This window comes from Chryseobacterium lineare (assembly GCF_977014045.1).
Genome location: NZ_CDRNIQ010000001.1, coordinates 2,668,279 through 2,690,098 on the forward strand (window position 1 = coordinate 2,668,279; position 21,820 = coordinate 2,690,098).

General features: G+C 40.6%; 8 protein-coding genes, 4 tRNA genes and 5 rRNA genes. 6 read left to right on the forward strand and 11 right to left on the reverse strand.

Annotated features, from left to right (window positions below; translation table 11 throughout):
- Positions 1 to 77: 77 nt before the first annotated feature.
- From ACWNCI_RS11805 to ACWNCI_RS11815, 3 genes are all read left to right on the forward strand, one after another.
- Complete coding sequence (locus ACWNCI_RS11805) at positions 78 to 839, forward strand: hypothetical protein (RefSeq protein WP_449388462.1); 762 nt, start codon at positions 78 to 80, stop codon at positions 837 to 839.
- A gap of 189 nt (positions 840 to 1,028) precedes the next feature.
- Positions 1,029 to 2,150, forward strand: coding sequence for a vWA domain-containing protein (locus tag ACWNCI_RS11810; RefSeq protein ID WP_449388463.1), 1,122 nt, complete (start codon positions 1,029 to 1,031; stop codon positions 2,148 to 2,150).
- A 46-nt stretch (positions 2,151 to 2,196) separates the two neighbouring features.
- Positions 2,197 to 3,636: an AAA family ATPase gene (locus ACWNCI_RS11815; RefSeq protein ID WP_346984110.1), complete on the forward strand. Its 1,440-nt coding sequence runs from the start codon at positions 2,197 to 2,199 to the stop codon at positions 3,634 to 3,636.
- 280 nt (positions 3,637 to 3,916) lie between these two features.
- Here the strand turns inward: ACWNCI_RS11815 and ACWNCI_RS11820 are convergent, their stop codons facing one another.
- Positions 3,917 to 5,545, reverse strand: coding sequence for an acyl-CoA carboxylase subunit beta (locus ACWNCI_RS11820; protein WP_449388464.1), 1,629 nt, complete (start codon positions 5,543 to 5,545; stop codon positions 3,917 to 3,919).
- Between the two features lie 387 nt (positions 5,546 to 5,932).
- Between ACWNCI_RS11820 and ACWNCI_RS11825 the strand changes: the two genes are divergently transcribed.
- Genes ACWNCI_RS11825 through ACWNCI_RS11835 form a run of 3 tightly spaced genes read left to right on the forward strand, consistent with a single transcriptional unit; the run spans position 5,933 to position 8,658 of the window.
- Positions 5,933 to 6,811, forward strand: a complete 879-nt coding sequence (locus ACWNCI_RS11825) for a DMT family transporter (RefSeq protein ID WP_449388465.1) — start codon at positions 5,933 to 5,935, stop codon at positions 6,809 to 6,811.
- 12 nt (positions 6,812 to 6,823) lie between these two features.
- On the forward strand, positions 6,824 to 7,906 hold the full coding sequence (locus ACWNCI_RS11830; protein WP_449388466.1) for a putative type IX sorting system protein PorV2: 1,083 nt from the start codon (positions 6,824 to 6,826) through the stop codon (positions 7,904 to 7,906).
- Positions 7,907 to 7,917: 11 nt separating this feature from the next.
- Positions 7,918 to 8,658: a hypothetical protein gene (locus tag ACWNCI_RS11835; RefSeq protein ID WP_449388467.1), complete on the forward strand. Its 741-nt coding sequence runs from the start codon at positions 7,918 to 7,920 to the stop codon at positions 8,656 to 8,658.
- Between the two features lie 39 nt (positions 8,659 to 8,697).
- Here ACWNCI_RS11835 and uvrC read toward each other — a convergent pair whose 3' ends face one another.
- From uvrC to ACWNCI_RS11885, 10 genes are all read right to left on the reverse strand, one after another.
- Positions 8,698 to 10,491, reverse strand: a complete 1,794-nt coding sequence (gene uvrC / locus ACWNCI_RS11840) for an excinuclease ABC subunit UvrC (protein ID WP_449388468.1) — start codon at positions 10,489 to 10,491, stop codon at positions 8,698 to 8,700.
- A gap of 684 nt (positions 10,492 to 11,175) precedes the next feature.
- Positions 11,176 to 11,283: ribosomal RNA gene (gene rrf / locus ACWNCI_RS11845) — 5S ribosomal RNA — on the reverse strand.
- Positions 11,284 to 11,444: 161 nt separating this feature from the next.
- Positions 11,445 to 14,199 (reverse strand): 23S ribosomal RNA (locus tag ACWNCI_RS11850).
- Positions 14,200 to 14,403: 204 nt separating this feature from the next.
- Positions 14,404 to 14,477, reverse strand: a tRNA-Ala gene (locus ACWNCI_RS11855).
- Positions 14,478 to 14,561: 84 nt separating this feature from the next.
- Positions 14,562 to 14,635 (reverse strand) — tRNA-Ile (locus ACWNCI_RS11860).
- 213 nt (positions 14,636 to 14,848) lie between these two features.
- Positions 14,849 to 16,365: ribosomal RNA gene (locus ACWNCI_RS11865) — 16S ribosomal RNA — on the reverse strand.
- Positions 16,366 to 18,183: 1,818 nt separating this feature from the next.
- A 5S ribosomal RNA gene (gene rrf, locus ACWNCI_RS11870) occupies positions 18,184 to 18,291 on the reverse strand.
- A 161-nt stretch (positions 18,292 to 18,452) separates the two neighbouring features.
- Positions 18,453 to 21,207, reverse strand: a 23S ribosomal RNA gene (locus tag ACWNCI_RS11875).
- Together the 16S, 23S and 5S rRNA genes with 4 tRNA genes alongside form the textbook arrangement of a ribosomal RNA operon.
- A gap of 204 nt (positions 21,208 to 21,411) precedes the next feature.
- Positions 21,412 to 21,485, reverse strand: a tRNA-Ala gene (locus ACWNCI_RS11880).
- A gap of 84 nt (positions 21,486 to 21,569) precedes the next feature.
- Positions 21,570 to 21,643 (reverse strand) — tRNA-Ile (locus ACWNCI_RS11885).
- Positions 21,644 to 21,820 lie beyond the last annotated feature (177 nt).

A 21,820-nucleotide genomic window follows, 5' to 3' on the forward strand; every position in this document is an offset into this window, starting at 1 on the left:
TTCCATGATGAAAATTTTCTGAAAACAAGCAGATTAATTTCCTATTTTTACCGCCGAAATAAAAAATTAATATCCTTATGAAACTAAAAACTTTGATGCTTGCATTAGTTCTCGCAAGTACTGCTTCTTTCGCACAGAAAGTAAAATATTCCAAAGAAGAAATCAAAAAGATGGAACAATATCTTTTCAACGAAGGGTTCAATACACCATCTCCTAAAAAGACATCTACTGTTATTCTGAAAGACGGTAGCGTTCACAAAGGTTTTTGCAGTAAAACAGATACCAAAAAAGGACAGATCTTTGAAGTTTCCCTTAAAGACAGCATTACAAAAAAGAGCCAGATTTTTGAAGCAGACCAGATCGCTGAAATGTACATTTACCCAAGTAACGCTGAGAAAATGGCAAAAGTGGCAAAATACATGGGCAACATCAGAAATTACAGCACAAGAAAATTAACCAAAACAACCAACAACGACAGAATCTACTTTGTAAATCAAACCGTTTCGTTGAAAAATAAAAAAGACGAGAAAGAATTCTTAATGCAGGTTATAAATCCCGGATTTGATGATATTATTTCCGTTTATCATGATCCGAGAGCGAAAGAAACAGGGGGTGTTTCATTTGGTTATGGCCCACAGCTTGGAGGTGGTGTGATCAAATCCTTTTATGTAAAAAAAGGTGATAAAGTGCTATGGCTCCACAAAGATGATTTTGAAGACAATTATGACTTTCTTTTCGGCGACAATGCAGAATTCATGAAAAAATATCCTAAAAAATCTGTGGAATGGGATTACTTCAGCTTTCTGGTAAATGAGTACACTGAAATGAGCAACGGATAAAACCGTAAGAAAAATTATACAATAAAAGGCTGCCTGTAAATCGGGCAGCCTTTTGTATGAAAAAAAATTAATTTAAGTTAATACTAAATCCTACACTCGATTATTATTTGTTAAGCCATTTTTTATCTTAAAAACTAAAATAGATGAAATCTCTTAACCAGTCGCGAATTTATATTGTAACTTTATGATATGAAAGAGCACATTGTGAGAGGTTTCAGGTTTGAAACATACAAAGCACCGGAACTATCCGTTTTCGACCGATTGCTGGAGGTTTTTACAGATCTGCTGACTCATACCTCAGGGGATTTTGATGAAGCGATCGACTGGCTCCGAATGCTGGATGAAGAATATCAGCTTACTACACCGGATTATACGATCGATGATTTTATTGAAGACCTTAAAAAGAAGGGATACATCCGTGAAGAAGTTGATTCCAATGGCAACGGAAATGGCATAAGGCTAAGTTCGAAAATGGAGCAGAATATCCGCAAACAGGCTCTCAATCAGATTTTCGGAAATCTTGGAAAAAGCGGGAACGGAAATCATAAAACCAAAAAAAGCGGAGCAGGAGAAGATACGACCGGAGAATTCCGCAATTATAATTTCGGAGATCCTGTAGAGAAGATTTCCATTACTGAAAGTTTAAAAAACGCACAGATCAATAACGGAATCGGAGATTTTCATCTTACGGAAAATGATCTGATTGTGGAAGACAGTATTCATCAGTCTCAGATGAGTACAGTGCTGATGATCGATATCAGCCATAGCATGATTCTGTATGGTGAAGACCGCATAACACCTGCTAAAAAGGTAGCTATGGCTCTTGCGGAACTCATTACAACACGTTATCCGAAAGATACGTTAGATATCATTGTCTTTGGAGATGATGCGTGGCCGGTGAAAATCAAAGAACTCCCTTATTTGCAGGTAGGACCTTATCATACCAATACAGTGGCCGGACTTCAGCTGGCAATGGATATTCTGCGTAGAAAACGGAATACCAATAAACAGATCTTTATGATCACCGACGGAAAACCAAGTTGTGTACGTGAGCCTGACGGTACGTACTATATGAATTCCTATGGACTGGATGAATATGTGGTGCAGAAATGCTATAATATGGCTGCTCAGGCGCGCAGGCTGCATATTCCGATCACCACTTTTATGATTGCTCAGGATCCTTATTTACAGCATTTTGTAAGTGAATTTACGGAAGCCAATCAAGGGAAAGCATTTTATACAGGACTCAACGGTTTAGGACAGATGATTTTTGAAGATTATGAATCCAACCGTAAGAAAAAAATACGTTAACTGATTTTTTAACATTAATCAAATATTATAAATCATATTAATTACAATGACTGCAAAGCCAGATATAAAAACACTAGGTTCGCTGAAAGCATCAGGATACAAAACCAAAAGCATTAAAGACGAGCTGAGAGATAATTTAAGAACTAAAATAAAAAATAAAGAATCGGTATTTGAGGGAATTTTCGGATATGAAAATACAGTGATTCCTCAATTGGAACATGCTATTCTCAGCCGTCACAATATTAACTTACTAGGTTTAAGAGGACAGGCAAAAACCCGACTGGCAAGAATGATGACGAATCTGCTGGATGAGTGGATTCCGTTTGTAGGAGGAAGTGAAATCAATGATGATCCTCTTAATCCTATTTCACGTTATGCAAAAGAGCTGATTGAAGCAGAAAGTGACAATACGCCGATAGAATGGCTTCACCGTGATGAACGGTTTTTTGAAAAACTGGCGACTCCGGATGTGACAGTTGCCGATCTCATCGGTGATGTTGACCCTATCAAAGCTGCCAATCTCAAACTTTCGTATGCAGATGACCGTGTGATTCATTTCGGAATGATTCCGCGTGCGAACCGCAGTATTTTTGTGATTAATGAATTGCCGGATCTTCAGGCGAGAATTCAGGTTTCTTTGTTTAATATTTTACAGGAAGGGGATGTTCAGATCCGTGGGTTCAAGGTGAGAATGCCGCTGGATATCCAGTTTATTTTTACTGCCAACCCCGAAGATTATACCAACAGAGGAAGCATCGTTACTCCATTGAAAGACCGTATAGGATCACAGATTTTGACCCATTATCCGGAAAATATTCATATTGCAAAAGAAATCACCAATTATGAATCCAGTTTAGACAGCCGTCAGAAAAACGGAGTATATGTTCCTGCACTGGCAAAAGACCTTCTCGAGCAGATCGGTTTTGAAGCCCGTGAAAGCGAATATGTAGATTCTAAAAGCGGGGTGAGCGCGCGTATGAGCATTACTGCTTTTGAAAATTTACTGAGTACAGCAGAACGCAGATCTCTGTTAACGGGTGATGAAAAAACTTCTGTTCGATTAAGTGATTTTGCCGGAGTTATTCCTGCGATTACCGGAAAGGTTGAGTTAGTCTATGAAGGTGAACAGGAAGGCGCAGAAGCTGTTGCCCAGCTTTTAATTGATAATGCAATCAGAACTTTATTTACTTCTCATTTCCCGAAAGTTGAAAAACTTGAAAAAAAGAATGCAGACGGCCCATTTAGCAAGATTACAGACTGGTTTTTGGAAGACGATGGTTTCTTGGAAATTACTGATGAATCTGCAGATGAAATGTATGCTAAAAGTTTAAATAAAATCAGTTCGCTCAATGAATTGATAGAAAAATACCAGCCGGATACAAAGCCAGAAGACCTATTGTTTTTGAAAGAATTTATCCTTTGGGGACTGGCAGTCAACAAAAAATTGAATAAAGAAAGGTTCAGGACAGGAATTTTCTTCTCGTAATTTTATTTGAAGCTTTTCCTGCTTTCCGCACTCGCTATTTAATAGATTAGGCTGCGGCGGCTTCGCCGCCGCAGCCTAATCTATTAAATGAGCTCAGACAATTGCTGCAATCAGGGCTAAGGGTTTTAGTCATTCATTTAAATATTAAAGAGTTTAGCAAAGTTAGATCATTATAGCAATAGTAAAATCAAGACTTAATTTTCAAAGCAAAATTCAAAACATAAAAAAAGATGTGGAAAGCAACTCCACATCTTTTTTATTAGCTATAACCGATTCATCATCAAACCTGAATAACTCCCAAATTAAATTTCTCTGTAATCGGAGAATGATTTGCGGCTTCAATTCCCATAGAAATCCATTTTCTGGTATCTACCGGATTAATGATGGCATCTGTCCAAAGTCTTGCAGCTGCATAAGTAGCTTCTGTCTGTTTTTTATACTTTTCTGAAATTGAATCTAAAATTTCTTTATGTTCTTTTTCAGTAATTTCTTTCCCTTGCTTTTTCAACGTAGATTCCTGAATCTGTGCCAACACTTTTGCAGCCTGCGCGCCACCCATTACCGCAAGATCTGCCCATGGCCACGAAACAATCAGACGTGGATCATAAGCCTTTCCGCACATCGCATAATTTCCGGCACCATAGGAATTTCCGGTAATGATCGTGAATTTCGGAACCACAGAATTGGAAACGGCATTCACCATTTTTGCTCCGTCTTTAATGATTCCGCCATGTTCAGATTTCGACCCCACCATAAAACCCGTAACATCCTGCAAGAAAACCAAAGGAATTTTTCTCTGATTACAGTTGGCAATAAATCTTGTCGCCTTATCCGCAGAATCAGAATAAATTACACCTCCGAACTGCATTTCACCTTTCCCGTTTTTCACCAGTTTTCTTTGATTGGCGACAATTCCTACGGACCAGCCGTCGATTCTTGCGGTAGCGCAGATAATACTTTTGCCGTAATCAGGCTTATATTCTTCGTATTCAGAATGATCAACTAAACATTTGATAATATCATATGTATCATATTGTTCTGCTCGTGAAACAGGCATGATTCCGAAAATATTCTCAGGTTTTTCTTTTGGCTGAAAACTTTCTATTCTGTCGAAGCCTGCTTTTTCAGTACTTCCGAGCGACTTCATTATATTTTTGATTCTGTTTAAAGCATCCTTATCATCCTTAGCTTTATAATCCGTCACCCCGGAAATCGAACAGTGTGTGGTTGCTCCGCCCAGCGTTTCATTATCAATAGTTTCTCCAATAGCAGCTTTCACAAGATAACTTCCTGCGAGAAAAATAGATCCCGTTCCCTCAACAATCATTGCTTCATCGCTCATGATCGGAAGATAAGCTCCGCCAGCAACACAACTTCCCATCACAGCTGAAATCTGGATAATTCCGGCAGCACTCATTTTAGCATTATTTCTGAAAATCCTTCCGAACATCTCTTTGTCCGGAAAAATTTCATCCTGCATTGGCAAATAAACACCTGCAGAATCTACAAGATATATAATCGGAAGTCTGTTCTCCATGGCAATTTCCTGAGCTCTGAGATTTTTCTTTCCGGTAATCGGAAACCAGGCCCCGGCTTTTACGGAAGCGTCATTGGCAACAATGATACACTGTCTTCCTGAAACATATCCCATAACCACTACAACACCGCCGCTTGGACAGCCGCCATGGTCTTCGTACATTTCGTATCCGGCAAAAGCACCTATCTCTATGGAATCTGAATCTTTGTCGAGAAGATATTCAATTCTTTCTCTTGCCGTCATTTTTCCTTCATCACGAAGTTTTTGAAGTCTTTTTTCACCACCTCCTTTTTTGATTTCTGAAAACAGTCGATTGATTTCTGATAATTTTAATCTGTTCTGATCTTCTCTTTTGTTGAATTCAATGTCCATAAAAATTTCTATTTTTTCCGTTTAAAGATACTATTTTTGAATGGAATGAAAATTGATGTAAACAATTGTTTAATAAATTGGTTTTCAGAAATTTATGAAATATTTAACAAAATAAATATTTTTTATGGTTCGTAATTTGCTAACTTTACAATAGAGTAAGTGAGAGTGAAATCTCATACTTATTCTAGTTCCTAGTTTATTTTTTTAATAGTTTATTATTTGAAGGCCCTGAAAGTTGAATAAATTTTCAGGGTTTTTGTATTTATATAGTAATAATGCGCTGAAAAACTAAATTTCTCAAAAAAAACAATTGCTTTATTATAAATTATTATCCAACTTGTAAAACCTATTTGTAAATTTGCAAAAATATTTTTAAGAAGATAGGATATGCATAAATTGGCTCTTTTCAGATTGCATTTGATTGTGTTTTTATGGGGATTTACGGCAATTTTGGGAAAACTGATTCATGCAAACGCAGAAATTCTCGTTTTTTACCGAATGTTATTTGCGGCGATATGTCTTTTTGTGTACATCCGTATTTTCAAAAAAGAAAGTATTAAGGTTTCAAAGAAAGTATTTTTTCAGTTGGCCGCAATTGGATTTTCCATGGCGCTGCACTGGTATTGCTTCTTTCATTCCATTAAGATATCAAATGTTTCGATTGCGCTTAGTTGCCTTTCATTATCAACATTATTTGCTTCGATTCTGGAACCTTTGATTTTTAAAAGAAAGATTGATATTTCGGAAGTCGTGATGGGGGTTGTGATTGTCGCCTGTATATTATTGATATTTAAAACTGAATTTCAATATAAAGAAGGAATCTTTTATGGTGTTCTATGTGCCGTTTTCGGAACTATATTTTCTGTTTTCAATGGAAAAATGTTTGGAAAGACCAGTTCAGGAAACATCATTTTTTATGAAATATTCTCCGGATGGTTTATAATTATGGTGATTTATCTGTTTACAGGACAATTTTTTCACTTAAATGAAATAAGTTACCGTGATATTGCGTTAATATGCTTGTTAGCAAGTGTTTTCACAGCTTTTCCGATGCTGGAATCGGTGAATCTCATGAAATATATTTCGCCTTTTACACTAATTTTAACAGTTAATTTAGAACCGGTTTACGGAATTATACTAGCTTTTTTTATCTTTGGAGAATCAGAACATATGAGTCCTGTTTTTTATGTGGCTTCAGGAGTTATGATACTGGCAATCATTGCCAACGGATTAATAAAAGCTAAGAAACAAAAAACTTTAAATTAAGCATCAATTTATATGATGAAAAAATATTTTTTACTTGTATTTTGTCTGACCTTCGGGATATCTCAATCCCAGATCATCAGGAAATATTCTAATGAATTTTTGAATATCGGAGCAGGAGCGCGAGGTTTAGCAATGGGAGGAGCTGTAGTTTCCAACCAGGATGATGTCTATTCTCCAATGTGGAATCCGGCAGGCCTTATGACTATCGAAAGAGACTGGCAGGGCGCAGCAATGCACGCAGAATACTTTGAATCCATCGCCAAATATGATTACTTAGCGTATGCTAAAGTCTTGGAAACTGGTGTTTTTGGAGTATCTGTGGTAAGATTGGGAGTTGACAATATCTTAAACACAACGCAATTAATTGATACGGAAGGAAATATTGATTACGACAAAATCACGAAATTTTCTCAGTCAGATTACGCTGCAATTCTTTCTTACGCCTTTAATCCGGGAGGAAATACGAAACTGGATGTCGGTATTAATGCCAAGATTGTTTACAGAAATGTCGGGAAATTTGCCAACGGCTATGGTTTTGGTTTTGATATCGGTGCGATCTATAAAATGGACAACGGTTGGAAATTAGGCGGTATGCTGAGAGATGCCACTACTACAGTGAACTTCTGGAGTGTCAATCAGAAAGAGCTTTCAACAATTGTAAACGGGGAAGAATTCAACCCTGCGCCAAAAGATAAAATGGAGCTTACGATGCCTAAATTAAATGTTGGCGCAAGTAAACTGTTTGAAATCAACAGCAGCGTATATGTATTGCCCGAAGCCGGAATCAACGTAGATTTTGCTAAAACAGCAGCTTTGGTTTCCACAGATTTCGCAAGTCTAACGCCTTATGCCGGAGCGGAATTGGGCTATCAGAAAATGATTTTTGTGAGATTGGGTGTCAACAGGTTCCAGTCCATTACTGATATTGAAGACCTTAGGAGAAAAGTATCCTTTCAGCCCAGTGCCGGGATCGGAATCAAATACAGAGGTCTTACCTTAGATTATGCTATTACCAACTCAGGAATCGGCGGATCAAATTTTTATTCCAACTTTTTTTCCCTGAAACTGGATATGGGGCAATTTAGAAATGATTAATTTAATTAAAAATGAAAAAACTTACACTTGTTATACTAACAGCCTGCTCAATGCTAGCTTTCGGACAAAAGGTTTCCGATTATAAATACATCTCACTTCCCGTGAAATTTGAAACTTTTAAGGAAGATTTCGGATTAGCTGATTTGCTGACCAAAATTTTAAGAAGTAAGAATTATACCGTAATCCCATCCGACAAATTACAGTGGCCGTCGGAAGCACAGGCTAATCCCTGCAATGTTTTAATGGCTGATGTAGTAAATGACAGTGGCTTTTTGAGAAATAAAGTATTGCTCCAGTTCAAAGACTGTAATAGCAAAGTAATATCGTCAGCGAAAGGAGCTTCCAATATAAAAGATTTCAAGGAAGGTTATCAGGATGCGTTGAAGCAGACTTTTGTATCGGTTTCTCCCGCTAATCCGGTAAACAATCAGACTGTCGCTCAGACAGGCGTTCAGGAAACGGCGGTTTCGGCTCAGCCTTCTTCAGCAGTAACCGATAACTCTGCTGTACGATTTAGTAATGGTAAAATTGATCTTCAGAAAGTTCAGATTGATAATACTCAATTTATTTTAGTGAATTCAGGTAGCTCCTCACCATTCGCTACTTTTAAAACAACAACAAAAAGTGATGTTTTCAGAGTGAAATTGCAAAACGGAGATGCAACTTTAGGTTATTATGAGAATGGAAATATCGTGATCGAAACTCCACAGCCGAGCGGAGAGTATATCAAAGAGATTTTTGTAAAGAAATAATTATAAAAAGGTTGCAAATTAATTTTTTCCAGTCTTTTTTTATTCACTATGAAAAAACTCCCAAACAATCTTCGCCTTACTTTTCCCTAAAATCTCCTCCAGTGTTTCCAGGCTAGATTCTTTAATTCTTTTTACAGATTTTAATTTAGATAAAAGCAGTTCAATCGTCTTACCCCCAACACCAGGAATTTCCTCAAGCTCAGATTTTATGGTTGAATTTTTTCTTCTCGTTCTGTGATGTTTTACCCCAAATCGGTGGGCTTCATCCCTAACCCTTTGCAGAATTTTCAGTGTTTCAGATTTTTTATCAAGATATAAAGGAATAGAATCTTCAGGAAAGAAAATCTCTTCCAATCTCTTGGCAATTCCCACAATAGTAATTTTACCGTATAGACCCAGTAAACGTAAACTTTTTACAGCTGAAGAAAGCTGTCCTTTTCCACCATCAATAAGAATCAGCTGGGGTAAATTTTCACCTTCATCCAAAAGCCTTTTGTAACGGCGATAGATCACTTCTTCCATAGTAGCAAAGTCGTTCGCTCCTTCCACGGTTTTAGGGTGAAAGATTCTGTAATCGGCCTTACTGGGCTTTCCGTCTTTGAAAACAACGCATGCGGAAACGGGATTCGTACCCTGAATATTCGAGTTATCAAAGCCTTCAATATGACGCGGCTCAACAGGCATTCTAAGCAGTTTCTGCATTTCTGCCATTATTCGGTTCGTATGCCTTTCCGGGTCTATGATCTGCACCTGCTTTAATTTTTCAAGACGATATTCTTTCGCATTTTTTTCGGAAAGTTCAACAATACGCTTTTTATCTCCCACTTTAGGAACAATAAGTTTTACGTTGGGGATTTCAATGGGCAAATGGAATGGTAGCAGCACTTCCTTTGAATTTGAATCAAACTTTTGCCGGATCTCAATTAAAGCCTGTTCCATGATTTCATCATCCGTTTCCTCAAGGACTTTCTTAATCTCAGTCGTAAAGCTCTGAATGATATTTCCGTTTCTGATCTTAAAAAAGTTGACATAAGCAGCCGTCTCATCGCTCGTCATTCCGAAAACATCAACATCATCAATGCTCGGATTTACAACCGTATTCTTTGCTTGATAATCTTCAAGAGCATCCAGCCTTTCCTTTACAATTTGTGCATTTTCAAACTGCAGATTCGTTGCATATTTCATCATCTGGTTCATCAGATAATCTTTTGCTTTTCGGAAATCTCCTTTTATAATTCCACGGATAGCATCGATCTTCTCGTCATAATCTTCTTTACCTTCTAAGCCTTCACAGGGGCCTTCACAATTTTTAATATGATATTCCAGACAGACTTTATATTTTCCTTCTTCGATTTTGGAGGGAGCCAGATTCAGATTACAGGTTCTAAGCTTGTATATATGTTTTATAGTATCCAGCAGTATCTTAGCCGGACGTACTTTGGCATAAGGGCCATAATATTCCGATCCATCCCTTATTTTTGTCCTTGTTAGAAAGATTCTCGGAAAATCTTCATTCTTTATACAGATCCATGGATAGGTTTTGTCATCCTTCAGCATTACATTATAAAAAGGCTGATGTTCTTTGATCAGATTATTTTCCAGTAGTAGAGCATCATACTCACTATTTACAATGGTCGTTTCCAGACGCTGAATTTTTCCTACCATTATTCTGGTTCTGTAGCCAGAAAGATTTCTATTAAAATAAGAAAGGACTCTTTTCTTAAGATTTTTTGCCTTGCCCACATATAACAGCTGATCTTTTTTATCATAATAGCGATAAACACCGGGTTCAGATGGTAAAGTTTTGAGCTGTAATTCTAAAGAAGGATTCATATAACAAAATTACGGAATTTAAAGCCATAAAAAAAGACATAAAATTATTACGGATTAGAATTTATATTAAACAAAATGATTCTAAATCAAATTAGAAATATCTATTATCCAGAATTATTTTATTATACTTCATTCATTTTTAATTAGCAGTATATCTTTAATTTTTTTCAGGAGCTTACTCTCGCTATCCGCTTATACTCCTCACGCCGATGCTTTCCGACACCTGACCCAACGGCCTTCGCTACCCGTTGCGGGGTAACCGCTTCTATCGAGGCTAGGGTGGCAGTCCGTAAACTATAAATATTGATTTCCTTAAGAAAAAACAATCAGCTTTTTAGGCGCTGACCATTTCATTCAGCAAATAAATCCGACATTTTTCTGTAGCTTTTTTCGCTTATAGCTATAGTTTAGTTTATTCAACTATCATCTTTGGTTCAGTTCAGGATCGTTTTATTCAGATTCGCATTGTGTGTTAGCAGAATAAAGGGAGTAGAGCGCGTTAAGATGCAGAATGTAGAGGTGTGAGGTTGAAGATGATGGGATATAGGGAATACAGGATTGTGGGTATCGGGGTGTGGGAGTCTTGTTCTAAAAAAGGAGAAGGCTTTTTGGGGATATATGATATTTTAGAGTATGGTAAAAACAAAAAAGTCTCACAGAGTATTCTGTGAGACTTTAAATAAAAACTGGCGGCGACCTACTCTCCCGCGTTAGCAGTACCATCGGCGCTGGTGGGCTTAACTTCTGTGTTCGGAATGGGAACAGGTGAGCCCCACCGCTAAAACCACCCTAAAAGTTGTATATAGCTGTAGGCAGTAGGCTATAAGCTTTAGGCTTACAGCGTAAAGCATACTGCTTTTTATCGGTAAATTTCATCACAAAGGCAAAACCAGTATTCGCACTTATAAGGCTTGGCTTACAGCATATTGCTTTAAGCTTACTGCAACCTTATAGGCTATAAATCTACGGGTAATTAGTACTACTCGGCTATGACATTACTGTCTTTACACCTGTAGCCTATCAACGTGGTCATCTCCCACGACCCTTAAAAGATGTCTCATCTTGAGGCGAGTTTCACACTTATATGCTTTCAGTGTTTATCTCTTCCAAACATAGCTACTCAGCGGTGCACCTGGCGGTACAACTGATACACCAGAGGTTTGTTCAATTCGGTCCTCTCGTACTAGAATCAAGCCCTCTCAAACATCTAACGCCCGCAATAGATAGAGACCGAACTGTCTCACGACGTTCTGAACCCAGCTCGCGTGCCACTTTAATGGGCGAACAGCCCAACCCTTGGGACCTTCTCCAGCCCCAGGATGTGACGAGCCGACATCGAGGTGCCGAACCTCCCCGTCGATGTGAGCTCTTGGGGGAGACTAGCCTGTTATCCCCGGAGTACCTTTTATCCTATGAGCGATGGCCCTTCCATACGGAACCACCGGATCACTATGTCCTGCTTTCGCACCTGATCGACTTGTTGGTCTCACAGTCAAGCACCCTTATGCCATTACACTCTACGCACGGTTACCAAGCGTGCTGAGGGTACCTTTGAAAGCCTCCGTTACTCTTTTGGAGGCGACCACCCCAGTCAAACTACCCACCACGCAATGTCCTTCTGAAAGAAGTTAGGCTCCAAGTAAGTAAAGGGTGGTATTTCAACGTCGGCTCCACCAACACTAGCGTGCCGGCTTCAAAGCCTCCCACCTATCCTACACATTACTTACTCAAAGTCAATACGAAGTTATAGTAAAGGTTCACAGGGTCTTTTCGTCCCATTGCGGGTAATCGGCATCTTCACCGATACTACAATTTCACCGAGCTCGTGGCTGAGACAGTGCCCAGATCGTTACACCATTCGTGCAGGTCGGAACTTACCCGACAAGGAATTTCGCTACCTTAGGACCGTTATAGTTACGGCCGCCGTTTACTGGGGCTTCAGTCAAACGCTTCGCTTACGCTAACGCCCTTCCTTAACCTTCCAGCACCGGGCAGGTGTCAGACCCTATACAGCATCTTTCGATTTAGCAGAGTCCTGTGTTTTTGATAAACAGTCGCCTGGGCCTCTTCACTGCGGCCAACATTGCTGTTGGCGTCTCTTCTTCCGAAGTTACGAGACTATTTTGCCTAGTTCCTTAGCCACGACTCACTCGAGCACCTTAGGATTCTCTCCTCGACCACCTGTGTCGGTTTTGGTACGGGTTGCTTCACTTCGGCTTTTCTTGGATCCGATTTCACTATAACAGCTTCGCCCGAAGGCTAGGCCTTGACACTTCCGTCCGTCTTCAATAGCTACGTCGAACCGTCCCCTTTTTAGTGTGAGCAAGTATGGGAATATTAACCCATTGTCCATCCACTTCCCCTTTCGGGTGCGCGTTAGGTCCCGACTAACCCTCAGCTGATTAGCATGGCTGAGGAAACCTTAGTCTTTCGGTGAGGGGGTTTCTCGCCCCCTTTATCGTTACTTATGCCTACATTTTCTTTTCTATAAGCTCCACCAAGCCTCACGACTCAGCTTCTACGCCGATAGAATGCTCTCCTACCAGATATAATTAATTATAAATCCATAGCTTCGGTATTCTGTTTATGCCCGATTATTATCCATGCCGGACCGCTCGACTAGTGAGCTGTTACGCACTCTTTAAATGAATGGCTGCTTCCAAGCCAACATCCTAGCTGTCAATGCAGTCCAACCGCGTTGCTTCAACTTAACAGAAATTTGGGGACCTTAGCTGTTGGTCTGGGTTCTTTCCCTCTCGGACATGGACCTTAGCACCCATGCCCTCACTGCCGACCATCATTTATTAGCATTCGGAGTTTGTCAGGAATTGGTAGGCGATGAAACCCCCGCATCCAATCAGTAGCTCTACCTCTAATAAACTATAAATCGACGCTGCACCTAAATGCATTTCGGAGAGTACGAGCTATCTCCCAGTTTGATTGGCCTTTCACCCCTACCCACAGGTCATCCGAAGACTTTTCAACGTCAACCGGTTCGGTCCTCCACTTTGTGTTACCAAAGCTTCAACCTGCCCATGGGTAGATCACAAGGTTTCGCGTCTAATCCTACTAACTATGCGCCCTATTCAGACTCGCTTTCGCTCCGGCTCCGGACCTGAAGTCCTTAACCTCGCTAGTAAAATTAACTCGTAGGCTCATTATGCAAAAGGCACGCCGTCACAGAATTAATCTGCTCCGACCGCTTGTAGGCGTACGGTTTCAGGTTCTATTTCACCCTTCTATTCGAAGTGCTTTTCACCTTTCCTTCACAGTACTTGTTCACTATCGGTCTTTCAGGAGTATTTAGCCTTGGAGGATGGTCCCCCCATATTCAGACAGGATTTCACGTGTCCCGCCCTACTCATTTATCATCTATATATGCCTTTCAAATACGGGGCTATCACCCTCTATGGCTGTTCTTTCCAGAACATTCTTCTAAACATATAAAGACTTTTGGGCTAATCCGCTTTCGCTCGCCACTACTTACGGAATCTCTTCGATTTCTTTTCCTCCGGGTACTTAGATGTTTCAGTTCTCCGGGTTTGCTTCCCCTAAGGGATGACAGGTCTTCAACCTGACGGGTTGCCCCATTCGGACATCTGCGGATCAATTCGTGTGTGCCAATCCCCGCAGCTTTTCGCAGCTTACCACGTCCTTCTTCGCCTCTGAAAGCCTAGGCATCCGCCATACGCCCTTAACGATTTCTTTCCTATTTTTAGGTTACTCAAGCACTTATAAGTGCTCGGTTTTCTCTTTGTGATGTCTTTACCGGTAATGTCAATGATCTTTATGCTTGTAATCCTGTAATCAAGTAAAATGTACTAATGACGGCTCCGTCATTATGTAGATATACAATTTCTTTTATTACACTCTTACAATTATACTCTGTACTTACGTACATCATATAATATGTGGAGAATAAGGGAGTCGAACCCTTGACCTCCTGCGTGCAAGGCAGGCGCTCTAGCCAGCTGAGCTAATTCCCCGCTAGTGTAGATGTTAGTAGTTAGAAGTTAGAGATTAGTTAAAACTAACTTCTAATTTCTAGATTCTAACCTCTATATAATTAGTAGTCTCGGGCAGGCTCGAACTGCCGACCTCTACATTATCAGTGTAGCGCTCTAACCAGCTGAGCTACGAGACTTCATCTAATTTTAAATTTTAAATTTTGAATTTTAAATTAATTTTCAAATCTAAAATCTATCATTTATAATCTAAAATCTCTTCCTCCCTTTTACTAATTTCTAGTGGGTTTGTATTTTTAATATAAGCAACCAATAAAAAACTAAAGCTTTACTTTAAGTAAGTACAATGTATCTTGCGATACTTTTTTTGTTTATCGTCAATAGACGCTCTAAAATGAGATGTTCCAGCCGCACCTTCCGGTACGGCTACCTTGTTACGACTTAGCCCTAGTTACCTGTTTTACCCTAGGCAGCTCCTTTTACGGTCACCGACTTCAGGTACCCCAGACTTCCATGGCTTGACGGGCGGTGTGTACAAGGCCCGGGAACGTATTCACCGCGCCATGGCTGATGCGCGATTACTAGCGATTCCAGCTTCATAGAGTCGAGTTGCAGACTCCAATCCGAACTGAGACCGGCTTTCGAGATTCGCATCACATCGCTGTGTAGCTGCCCTCTGTACCGGCCATTGTATTACGTGTGTGGCCCAAGGCGTAAGGGCCGTGATGATTTGACGTCATCCCCACCTTCCTCTCTACTTGCGTAGGCAGTCTTACTAGAGTCCTCAACTTAATGGTAGCAACTAGTAACAGGGGTTGCGCTCGTTGCAGGACTTAACCTAACACCTCACGGCACGAGCTGACGACAACCATGCAGCACCTTGAAAATTGTCCGAAGAAAAACCCATTTCTGAGCCTGTCAATTCCCATTTAAGCCTTGGTAAGGTTCCTCGCGTATCATCGAATTAAACCACATAATCCACCGCTTGTGCGGGCCCCCGTCAATTCCTTTGAGTTTCATTCTTGCGAACGTACTCCCCAGGTGGCTAACTTATCACTTTCGCTTAGTCTCTGAACCCGAAAGCCCAAAAACGAGTTAGCATCGTTTACGGCGTGGACTACCAGGGTATCTAATCCTGTTCGCTCCCCACGCTTTCGTCCATCAGCGTCAGTTAAGACATAGTGACCTGCCTTCGCAATTGGTGTTCTAAGTAATATCTATGCATTTCACCGCTACACTACTTATTCCAGCCACTTCTACCTTACTCAAGACCCGCAGTATCAATGGCAGTTTCACAGTTAAGCTGTGAGATTTCACCACTGACTTACGGATCCGCCTACGGACCCTTTAAACCCAATAAATCCGGATAACGCTTGCACCCTCCGTATTACCGCGGCTGCTGGCACGGAGTTAGCCGGTGCTTATTCGTACAGTACCTTCAGCTATCTACACGTAGATAGGTTTATCCCTGTACAAAAGAAGTTTACAACCCATAGGGCCGTCGTCCTTCACGCGGGATGGCTGGATCAGGCGCTAACCCATTGTCCAATATTCCTCACTGCTGCCTCCCGTAGGAGTCTGGTCCGTGTCTCAGTACCAGTGTGGGGGATCACCCTCTCAGGCCCCCTAAAGATCATCGACTTGGTGAGCCGTTACCTCACCAACTATCTAATCTTGCGCGTGCCCATCTCTATCCACCTCAGTTTTCAATAATAAATGATGCCATCTATTATATTATGGAGTATTAATCTTCCTTTCGAAAGGCTATCCCCCTGATAAAGGCAGGTTGCACACGTGTTCCGCACCCGTACGCCGCTCTCAAGATCCCGAAAGATCTCTACCGCTCAGCTTGCATGTGTTAGGCCTCCCGCTAGCGTTCATCCTGAGCCAGGATCAAACTCTCCATTGTATGTTTGTTCTTGACTCACTCAAAGTTTTTTAACGCTTTAGTTTTTCCTTACTTGGTTGTTATATTGTATGTCAATGATCTTCAAATCTTCCGCTTCATACTCCGCTACTTTCTCTGTCAGTTTCACGCCGTATTTGCGAGTGCAAAAGTAATAAATTATTTCTTATCAACCAAATGTTTTTTAAAGAATTTTTAACAACCCTAATCTCCATTCAAACATCCGTCAAACCTACTCCTGCGCTCCCGTTTTATCGGGACTGCAAAGATACTAATCTTTTTTATTCTCACAAATATTTTCTTAAAAAAATTCATGAACTAAATCCGACTTTTAAAAGTATCCTTATTAAATATAAAGGAGTTCTTTCTAATTTATCCGCTCTTCTTAAAAGCTCTTCTGCGCTTACTGAGATACTCTCGTTTTCAGTGGGGCAAAAGTAGTTCTTTTATCCCCTATAATCCTAATTTATTTAAGACAAAATTGGCTCTATGATTAGGCTTGTGGAAAATAACAGGTATAATACACTATTATCTAAACGGTTATCTTAATATTATAGTTATCCACATTAAACGATTACGAATCGATTAAATAATTAAATAAGAATTTGTGTGGAAAAATAATACCAAAAAACAACGAATTCCAGGTAATAGAAGATGAAAATAGCATTGAAAAAAGTGAAAGTATTTTCGTGTATAAAGACTATGGTTACACAAGTAGGATGATTCGCATGGTGTTCTATTCAAAAACAGTCAAGAATTTTCGGTAGATTTTATATTTAATAATTTTACTAGATTTTACAACTAGCAAAAATAATTCAATATGTATAAGGTATGTGAAAGAGAACGTTTTTGCAAGTTTTGTTATTATTTGGGATATTCAAACTCAGGAATGAGCATAAGATTACAATATTCCGTAATGGTACAGGGTAATACAGATCGGGATATTAAAATTCAAGCGACAAATATAGTAATTGATTACTGGTATTGTGTTGAAATAAAAAATGTAGGTTAGAATTTATAGCGTAGATGTATCATATAGAAAGATAAAGTTGACTAAATATAAATAAGAATAAATATGAAAATATTATTCAGTTGATTGAATACAATCCAAAAAAATAAGGATTGATGAAAAAAAATTAAGTAAACTGGTTTAGTAACAACGAGGATATTGCCGGTGATTTATTGAATTTATTCCTCTGAATAAGATCATAAATCCGGGTATTCTAAAATGGTGGTGTTTGACCGATGGCTAATTATTAATCCTATACTATAAGACATTCTACTATCATAAAGCCTGAGAACAACAATCAGCCAGCAGCTTACGGTAGAGATAATAAACCATATGCAAAACAGATGGCTACACAAAGAGTCAAATTAATCTGAAGAGAAAATGACTGTATCTCATTTTACCTAATCTGCTTTCCGAAGTTTTTTATCCTGGATAAGATAGTGGCTAGCACTAAACGAGCTAAAAAAATCTATCACATCTTAAATTTTATAAAATCCGACATTTTTCTGTAGCTTTTTTCGCTTATAGCTATAGTTTAGTTTATTCAACTATCATCTTTGGTTCAGTTCAGGATCGTTTTATTCAGATTCGCATTGTGTGTTAGCAGAATAAAGGGAGTAGAGCGCGTTAAGATGCAGAATGTAGAGGTGTGAGGTTGAAGATGATGGGATATAGGGAATACAGGATTGTGGGTATCGGGGTGTGGGAGTCTTGTTCTAAAAAAGGAGAAGGCTTTTTGGGGATATATGATATTTTAGAGTATGGTAAAAACAAAAAAGTCTCACAGAGTATTCTGTGAGACTTTAAATAAAAACTGGCGGCGACCTACTCTCCCGCGTTAGCAGTACCATCGGCGCTGGTGGGCTTAACTTCTGTGTTCGGAATGGGAACAGGTGAGCCCCACCGCTAAAACCACCCTAAAAGTTGTATATAGCTGTAGGCAGTAGGCTATAAGCTTTAGGCTTACAGCGTAAAGCATACTGCTTTTTATCGGTAAATTTCATCACAAAGGCAAAACCAGTATTCGCACTTATAAGGCTTGGCTTACAGCATATTGCTTTAAGCTTACTGCAACCTTATAGGCTATAAATCTACGGGTAATTAGTACTACTCGGCTATGACATTACTGTCTTTACACCTGTAGCCTATCAACGTGGTCATCTCCCACGACCCTTAAAAGATGTCTCATCTTGAGGCGAGTTTCACACTTATATGCTTTCAGTGTTTATCTCTTCCAAACATAGCTACTCAGCGGTGCACCTGGCGGTACAACTGATACACCAGAGGTTTGTTCAATTCGGTCCTCTCGTACTAGAATCAAGCCCTCTCAAACATCTAACGCCCGCAATAGATAGAGACCGAACTGTCTCACGACGTTCTGAACCCAGCTCGCGTGCCACTTTAATGGGCGAACAGCCCAACCCTTGGGACCTTCTCCAGCCCCAGGATGTGACGAGCCGACATCGAGGTGCCGAACCTCCCCGTCGATGTGAGCTCTTGGGGGAGACTAGCCTGTTATCCCCGGAGTACCTTTTATCCTATGAGCGATGGCCCTTCCATACGGAACCACCGGATCACTATGTCCTGCTTTCGCACCTGATCGACTTGTTGGTCTCACAGTCAAGCACCCTTATGCCATTACACTCTACGCACGGTTACCAAGCGTGCTGAGGGTACCTTTGAAAGCCTCCGTTACTCTTTTGGAGGCGACCACCCCAGTCAAACTACCCACCACGCAATGTCCTTCTGAAAGAAGTTAGGCTCCAAGTAAGTAAAGGGTGGTATTTCAACGTCGGCTCCACCAACACTAGCGTGCCGGCTTCAAAGCCTCCCACCTATCCTACACATTACTTACTCAAAGTCAATACGAAGTTATAGTAAAGGTTCACAGGGTCTTTTCGTCCCATTGCGGGTAATCGGCATCTTCACCGATACTACAATTTCACCGAGCTCGTGGCTGAGACAGTGCCCAGATCGTTACACCATTCGTGCAGGTCGGAACTTACCCGACAAGGAATTTCGCTACCTTAGGACCGTTATAGTTACGGCCGCCGTTTACTGGGGCTTCAGTCAAACGCTTCGCTTACGCTAACGCCCTTCCTTAACCTTCCAGCACCGGGCAGGTGTCAGACCCTATACAGCATCTTTCGATTTAGCAGAGTCCTGTGTTTTTGATAAACAGTCGCCTGGGCCTCTTCACTGCGGCCAACATTGCTGTTGGCGTCTCTTCTTCCGAAGTTACGAGACTATTTTGCCTAGTTCCTTAGCCACGACTCACTCGAGCACCTTAGGATTCTCTCCTCGACCACCTGTGTCGGTTTTGGTACGGGTTGCTTCACTTCGGCTTTTCTTGGATCCGATTTCACTATAACAGCTTCGCCCGAAGGCTAGGCCTTGACACTTCCGTCCGTCTTCAATAGCTACGTCGAACCGTCCCCTTTTTAGTGTGAGCAAGTATGGGAATATTAACCCATTGTCCATCCACTTCCCCTTTCGGGTGCGCGTTAGGTCCCGACTAACCCTCAGCTGATTAGCATGGCTGAGGAAACCTTAGTCTTTCGGTGAGGGGGTTTCTCGCCCCCTTTATCGTTACTTATGCCTACATTTTCTTTTCTATAAGCTCCACCAAGCCTCACGACTCAGCTTCTACGCCGATAGAATGCTCTCCTACCAGATATAATTAATTATAAATCCATAGCTTCGGTATTCTGTTTATGCCCGATTATTATCCATGCCGGACCGCTCGACTAGTGAGCTGTTACGCACTCTTTAAATGAATGGCTGCTTCCAAGCCAACATCCTAGCTGTCAATGCAGTCCAACCGCGTTGCTTCAACTTAACAGAAATTTGGGGACCTTAGCTGTTGGTCTGGGTTCTTTCCCTCTCGGACATGGACCTTAGCACCCATGCCCTCACTGCCGACCATCATTTATTAGCATTCGGAGTTTGTCAGGAATTGGTAGGCGATGAAACCCCCGCATCCAATCAGTAGCTCTACCTCTAATAAACTATAAATCGACGCTGCACCTAAATGCATTTCGGAGAGTACGAGCTATCTCCCAGTTTGATTGGCCTTTCACCCCTACCCACAGGTCATCCGAAGACTTTTCAACGTCAACCGGTTCGGTCCTCCACTTTGTGTTACCAAAGCTTCAACCTGCCCATGGGTAGATCACAAGGTTTCGCGTCTAATCCTACTAACTATGCGCCCTATTCAGACTCGCTTTCGCTCCGGCTCCGGACCTGAAGTCCTTAACCTCGCTAGTAAAATTAACTCGTAGGCTCATTATGCAAAAGGCACGCCGTCACAGAATTAATCTGCTCCGACCGCTTGTAGGCGTACGGTTTCAGGTTCTATTTCACCCTTCTATTCGAAGTGCTTTTCACCTTTCCTTCACAGTACTTGTTCACTATCGGTCTTTCAGGAGTATTTAGCCTTGGAGGATGGTCCCCCCATATTCAGACAGGATTTCACGTGTCCCGCCCTACTCATTTATCATCTATATATGCCTTTCAAATACGGGGCTATCACCCTCTATGGCTGTTCTTTCCAGAACATTCTTCTAAACATATAAAGACTTTTGGGCTAATCCGCTTTCGCTCGCCACTACTTACGGAATCTCTTCGATTTCTTTTCCTCCGGGTACTTAGATGTTTCAGTTCTCCGGGTTTGCTTCCCCTAAGGGATGACAGGTCTTCAACCTGACGGGTTGCCCCATTCGGACATCTGCGGATCAATTCGTGTGTGCCAATCCCCGCAGCTTTTCGCAGCTTACCACGTCCTTCTTCGCCTCTGAAAGCCTAGGCATCCGCCATACGCCCTTAACGATTTCTTTCCTATTTTTAGGTTACTCAAGCACTTATAAGTGCTCGGTTTTCTCTTTGTGATGTCTTTACCGGTAATGTCAATGATCTTTATGCTTGTAATCCTGTAATCAAGTAAAATGTACTAATGACGGCTCCGTCATTATGTAGATATACAATTTCTTTTATTACACTCTTACAATTATACTCTGTACTTACGTACATCATATAATATGTGGAGAATAAGGGAGTCGAACCCTTGACCTCCTGCGTGCAAGGCAGGCGCTCTAGCCAGCTGAGCTAATTCCCCGCTAGTGTAGATGTTAGTAGTTAGAAGTTAGAGATTAGTTAAAACTAACTTCTAATTTCTAGATTCTAACCTCTATATAATTAGTAGTCTCGGGCAGGCTCGAACTGCCGACCTCTACATTATCAGTGTAGCGCTCTAACCAGCTGAGCTACGAGACTTCATCTAATTTTAAATTTTAAATTTTGAATTTTAAATTAATTTTCAAATCTAAAATCTATCATTTATAATCTAAAATCTCTTCCTCCCTTTTACTAATTTCTAGTGGGTTTGTATTTTTAATATAAGCAACCAATAAAAAACTAAAGCTTTACTTTAAGTAAGTACAATGTATCTTG

Excerpts from the sequence above, each read along its gene's own strand:
- uvrC (WP_449388468.1), bottom strand. The coding sequence starts at position 10,491 with ATGAATCCTTCTTTAGAATTACAGCTCAAAACTTTACCATCTGAACCC.
- ACWNCI_RS11805 (WP_449388462.1), top strand. The coding sequence starts at position 78 with ATGAAACTAAAAACTTTGATGCTTGCATTAGTTCTCGCAAGTACTGCT.
- ACWNCI_RS11825 (WP_449388465.1), top strand. The coding sequence starts at position 5,933 with ATGCATAAATTGGCTCTTTTCAGATTGCATTTGATTGTGTTTTTATGG.
- ACWNCI_RS11810 (WP_449388463.1), top strand. The coding sequence starts at position 1,029 with ATGAAAGAGCACATTGTGAGAGGTTTCAGGTTTGAAACATACAAAGCA.
- ACWNCI_RS11835 (WP_449388467.1), top strand. The coding sequence starts at position 7,918 with ATGAAAAAACTTACACTTGTTATACTAACAGCCTGCTCAATGCTAGCT.
- ACWNCI_RS11820 (WP_449388464.1), bottom strand. The coding sequence starts at position 5,545 with ATGGACATTGAATTCAACAAAAGAGAAGATCAGAACAGATTAAAATTA.
- ACWNCI_RS11830 (WP_449388466.1), top strand. The coding sequence starts at position 6,824 with ATGATGAAAAAATATTTTTTACTTGTATTTTGTCTGACCTTCGGGATA.
- ACWNCI_RS11815 (WP_346984110.1), top strand. The coding sequence starts at position 2,197 with ATGACTGCAAAGCCAGATATAAAAACACTAGGTTCGCTGAAAGCATCA.